4 protein-coding genes and 1 pseudogene are annotated in these 4,268 nt (G+C 66.5%); 1 reads left to right on the top strand and 4 read right to left on the bottom strand.

Features of this window, described 5'->3' with window-relative positions; all coding sequences use genetic code 11:
- Both WBV89_RS14505 and WBV89_RS14500 read right to left on the bottom strand, forming a co-directional pair.
- The coding region (locus WBV89_RS14505) for a DUF192 domain-containing protein (RefSeq protein WP_423982066.1) at positions 1–490 on the bottom strand (490 nt) is incomplete at its 3' end.
- Between the two features lie 166 nt (positions 491–656).
- On the bottom strand, positions 657–1,055 hold the full coding sequence (locus WBV89_RS14500; protein ID WP_423982065.1) for a DUF5318 family protein: 399 nt from the start codon (positions 1,053–1,055) through the stop codon (positions 657–659).
- Positions 1,056–1,130: 75 nt separating this feature from the next.
- Here WBV89_RS14500 and WBV89_RS14495 point away from each other — a divergent pair, with 75 nt between their 5' ends.
- Positions 1,131–1,700, top strand: coding sequence for a class I SAM-dependent methyltransferase (locus WBV89_RS14495; RefSeq protein WP_423982064.1), 570 nt, complete (start codon positions 1,131–1,133; stop codon positions 1,698–1,700).
- A 7-nt stretch (positions 1,701–1,707) separates the two neighbouring features.
- Here the strand turns inward: WBV89_RS14495 and WBV89_RS14490 are convergent, their stop codons facing one another.
- Both WBV89_RS14490 and WBV89_RS14485 read right to left on the bottom strand, forming a co-directional pair.
- Positions 1,708–3,918: a putative bifunctional diguanylate cyclase/phosphodiesterase gene (locus WBV89_RS14490; protein WP_423982063.1), complete on the bottom strand. Its 2,211-nt coding sequence runs from the start codon at positions 3,916–3,918 to the stop codon at positions 1,708–1,710.
- 9 nt (positions 3,919–3,927) lie between these two features.
- Positions 3,928–4,268, bottom strand: a pseudogene (locus WBV89_RS14485) (CCA tRNA nucleotidyltransferase); the annotation flags it as partial.

The raw sequence follows: 4,268 nt of genomic DNA, 5'->3' as shown, positions 1-4,268 counted from the left end.
GCGCTCCGGGACCGATTCCGATCGCGTCGAGTTCGCCCTGGAACATCTCGATCGCTGCGGTGTACTCGCCCGTTGCGGCGTACCGCGCGCAGGCCGACGGGTCGCCGTCGACGCACGGTTCCATGTCGGCGCCGCTCACGTAGCTTCCATCGTCGGCGAACCAGGCGATCGACAGCGGCGTCGGTGTCCCGATCATGACGAACCTGCTGCTCACCGGTGCCTCCCATGTGAAGACCATCCCGACGGCGTCGCCCAGATCGGTCACACCCATCAGACCCCGCGAACGCTCAGCATCGGTGTCGGCCAGCCACAGACAGACCTCGCACACCTCGCCATCCGCACTCGTCACGCGGGCCTGCACCGTGGTGAACCCCTCGGGCTGCACCCCGGTCGATTCCGGAATGGAGGAGTCCTCGACCGTGACCGCGACGGTCGTGGGAGCAGCGGAGATCGCAGTGCTCGCCGTCGGCTCCGGGTCCGCCACACTCACCGTCGACGTCGACCCACCCGACGAACAACTCGCCAACACGATCAGTCCCGCCCCGATGCCACCGACCCGGCGGCTTCTCGTGAACCCTTCGCGCACGGAGCGCCGGAAGTGTTCACGAGATCGGGGGAGGCGGGGTGCGGGGATGCGCACGAGGGCACGACTCACGTCAACCGCGGCGTCCGCCGACCGGCAGGATCCGAAGCAGATGATGCCACCGGCAGTTCGTGCACGCTTCGACCACGTACGCGTTCAGATCGTCGGGGCGTTCGTTCAACACGCGCATCTCCTTCGCGGTGGAGACGCAGCGCCCTTGGGGTCCGATGCCGTGTCCGAACACGTAGGTGACCAGACGGAGGTTGACCTCCTCGCAGATCGGACAGATCGTGGAGGTCTCGGTTCCGACGTTGCCGGCCGCACGGATCAACTCGGGGTGAGCGTCGCACACGGTGTCCATCGGGACCCGCCCGCGACGGACTTCGTTGATCAACATCCGCCGCGCGAGTCGGTGGTCGACGATGCCGCGCGAACCATCCGGACCGCGAAGTGCGCCGACCGAGAAAGCCATGGTGGCGCAGCGTAGTGGCCGACCGGTGCGACCCTGTCCCTGCATCCGTCGCCACCAGCGGTCACAATGGCGGGCGTGGCAGCCAACATCACCTACGGGTCCGGAATTCCGGGCGATGCCGAACTACGCCTGTGCGGCGACGTGAGCGGAGCGAAACGCACCGTCGAACTCGGCGTGTCCGAGTGGTACAACGCGATCGAGTTCGCGCGCGCCGGGGCGAAGTCGATCGCCGTCGATCCCGACGCGGACAAGATCGCCGAGATGCGCCGACGCGCCGACGCCGACGAAGTGACCGTGCAATGCCTGCACGGTGACCTCGCCGATCTCGGAGACATCTCGTCGGCGACGTGTGACGTCGTCGTCGCCGCCCACTCGATCATCGAGATCGACGACGTCGGAAGACTCCTCCGTCAGGTCCACCGCATCCTGCGACCATCGATGCCGTTCGTCATCTCGATGCCGCACCCGTTCGACGCCGTGACACCCCAGCACCCGTACGGCAGCACCGCACGCACGATCGGTGACTGGTTCACCGCACTCAGCCGCTCGAACTTCCGTGTCGATCAGGTGAAGGAGCTCGGCGTCTCGCCGACGCATCCGGTTCCGACGACGCTCGTCCTGCGGTCGCGCAAGGAAGGCAGCTGAGCGCCGATCAGGCGCGCTGATCCTGATCGAGCTGCCCGACCGGCATCGGACGACCGAACAGATAGCCCTGTCCCGCATCGGCTCCCATCTCGCGGAGTTGCTCGAGCTGGAGCGGGGTCTCGACCCCTTCGGCGATCACCTGCAGTCCGAGTGAGTGACCGAGTCTGATGACGCCCTCGACGATCGAGGAGTCGTCGCCGTCGATCCCCAACCCGTCGACGAACGAGCGGTCGATCTTGATCGCCTCGACCGGGAACTTCTTGAGGTACGTCAGCGAGGAGTACCCCGTCCCGAAGTCGTCGACGGAGAGGTGCACGCCGAGCCCGCGGAGGTGACGGAGCGCGGTCGTCGCGAGGGCGACGTCGCTGAGCAGCGTCGTCTCGGTGATCTCGAACCACAGCGCGCCGGCTTCGATCCCGTTGCTGCCCAGTGCATCCTGCACGACCAGGAGGAAGTTCGATTCGGCCAACTGGTGCGTGGAGAGGTTGACGGCGATCGATGCCCGACCCCACGGGTGATCGTTCGCACGCCAGCTCGCCAGCTGAGCGAGTGCGTCACGCAGGATCCGCTCGCCCACGTCGATCATCAGACCGGTCGCCTCGGCGTTCGGCAGGAACTCCTCCGGGCCGAGGAGGCCACGTTCGGGGTGCAGCCATCGCGCGAGCACCTCGAACTTGGTGACCGCGCCAGTGGACAACTCGACGATCGGCTGGAAATAGGGAACGAGTTCGTCGCGCTCGATGGCGCGACGGAGTTCGTTGGTCGTCTGGAGATAGTGATCGGAGCGGTTCAAGACGTCGTCGGTGAAACGCGCGATCCGGTCCCGACCCTCGCCCTTCGCTCGGTACATCGCAGCGTCGGCCGCCCGCAACATCTCGGTGGCCGTGACGCCTGCTGCCGAGTTGGTGGCGAACCCGATCGATGCGGTCACGATCACCTCGTCGCCGCCGATCTCGATGGCGTCCTCGATCGATTGCTGCAATCGGTCCGCGACGCGTTCGGGTTCCAACGGGCCGAGTCGGATCTCGCCGGTGTCGTCGGCGTGCTTGGTCGTCCCGTCGACGAACACGACGAACTCATCGCCTCCGAACCGGGCCAATTGATCGCCGACGCGCATCACGGAACGGAAGCGGCGCGCGACCTGACGCAACACCTCGTCGCCGACGCCGTGGCCGAGGCTGTCGTTCACCATCTTGAAATTGTCGAGGTCGATGAACAGCACGGCGACCTCCTCGAGGTCCGCACTGGCGAGCAACTCGTCGAGACGGGCCACGATCGACCCGCGGTTCGGGAGTTCGGTGAGCGAGTCGTGGGTCGCTTCGTGCGACAACCGCTCAGCGATCCCGCGCTGTTCGGTGATGTCCTCGACGTGGGTGATCGCCAGCGACACCCCACCTTCCTCGATGACCGCGACCTGCGTTCGCGTCCAGACGAAATCTCCATCACGGCGGAGATATCGCTGCTCGATGCGGTAGCTGTCATCGATTCCATGTGCCAGCCGAGCCCGCTCACCGGCGACCACTCGCAGGTCGTCGATGTGGGTGAGCTCGCGCATCGACCGCCCGAGCAGGTAGCGCCGGGAATGATCCAGGAGGTCGGCGAGCGCCTGGTTCGCGTCCACGATGCGATCGTCGGACATCCGCACGAGCGCCATCCCGGTCGGTGCCGAGTGGAATGCCCGCTGGAACCAACGCCGCGCCTGATCGAGCGCCTCCGACGTCGCCTCGCGTTCGCTCACGTCGCGGAAGATGATCGCCGTCTCGGAGCGTCCATCGTGCTCGGGGATCCGAGCGTCGGCGATCGGGATGAACGACGCCTCGACGTTGCGGCCGATTCCGTCTCGGTCGATCAGGTCGAACATGTGCGGCTCGACCGGCTCGTGCTGGTCATTCCCCTTCGGAGCCGAAGCCCAACTCTCGAGGACGGCGGGTCGGTCGCCGATGGCGACGAGATCGACGAAGGGCCGTCCGAGCAGGTCATCGATCGATCGACCGGTCAGCGATGTCGCCCGAGCGTTCAGCGCGACGATGATGCCGTCGCCGTCCGTTCCGATCACCGCATCGGGAAACCGCTCGAGGAATCGATCGAAACGCTCGCGAGTTCCCTCGAGTTCCGCGTCCGACGACCGCAACCGGCGACTGGACTGCCAGCCGATGACGACCACCGCGACCGCCAGTGCCACGACGACAGCGGTCAGTGCGAGAGTCGCCGCGCTCATGATCAGACGTTAGATGGTCGACGAGGACTCGTGGTTCTCGCGCGCCGCGTACCACCCATCGAGCCGCCGTCGGATCTCGGCGTCCCCGAGCAGACCATCCTCGAGACGGATCTCCATCAGGAATTTCATCGCCTCACCGACGACCCGGCCGGGCTCGATCCCCAAGTGCTCGATGACGGCATTCCCGTCGAGTTCGGGGCGCAGTGCCGCGAGTTCCTCGGCGGCAGCGAGTTCCTCGATCCGCTCCTCCAGCTCGTCCATCCGTCGTGAGAGGCGCGCCGCCTTCTTTGCGTTGCGCGTCGTGCAGTCGCAACGCGTGAGGACGTTCAACTCCCGGAGCAACGGGCCCG

The organism is Ilumatobacter sp., assembly GCF_049588435.1.
Taxonomy (GTDB): domain Bacteria; phylum Actinomycetota; class Acidimicrobiia; order Acidimicrobiales; family Ilumatobacteraceae; genus Ilumatobacter_A.
This window is presented reverse-complemented; position numbering and strand designations above follow the sequence as displayed.

Coding starts and splice junctions, on each gene's coding strand:
- WBV89_RS14500 (WP_423982065.1), bottom strand. CDS start 1,055: ATGGCTTTCTCGGTCGGCGCACTTCGCGGTCCGGATGGTTCGCGCGGC.
- WBV89_RS14490 (WP_423982063.1), bottom strand. CDS start 3,918: ATGAGCGCGGCGACTCTCGCACTGACCGCTGTCGTCGTGGCACTGGCG.